Here is a 409-nt window from a genome sequence, read left to right as displayed (position 1 = left end):
GAACTTGCCTACCTCGGCCGGACGTTGCCTACCTCGGCGGAAACTCGCCTACCTCGGCGGAAACTCGCCTTCCTCGGGGGGGAGCTCGCCCACCTCGTGACGCCGTTCCCTTCTTCCTCCAGGGCCACGCTCTCGCGTCGCTGCCACGCCGGGCCGCGGGAGTGCAGGGCCCGCCGAGGACGGGCACCGCGGGGCGACGACGTCCCGAGTGGGTCGCGGTCGTCCCCTGCGGGCGCCAGGGCTCGGCTCAGCGCAGGTCGAGCGCCAGGTCGAGGATCGGGGCCGAGTGCGTCAGCGCCCCCACGGACAGGTAGGCCACCCCGGTCGAGGCGACCTCGCGCGCCCGGTCCACGGTGAGGTTGCCCGTGGCCTCGAGCTCGACGTGCTCCGGCACTCCGTCGCGACCCTC

General features: G+C 74.1%; 1 pseudogene. It reads right to left on the bottom strand.

Going from position 1 to position 409, the window contains the following annotated elements:
• Nucleotides 1-247: 247 nt before the first annotated feature.
• Nucleotides 248-409 (bottom strand): annotated as a pseudogene (locus V5O49_RS00200) (nicotinate-nucleotide diphosphorylase (carboxylating)); the annotation flags it as partial.

Source organism: Isoptericola haloaureus (genome assembly GCF_036689775.1).
In the GTDB taxonomy this organism is placed as follows: domain Bacteria; phylum Actinomycetota; class Actinomycetes; order Actinomycetales; family Cellulomonadaceae; genus Isoptericola; species Isoptericola haloaureus.
This window is presented reverse-complemented; position numbering and strand designations above follow the sequence as displayed.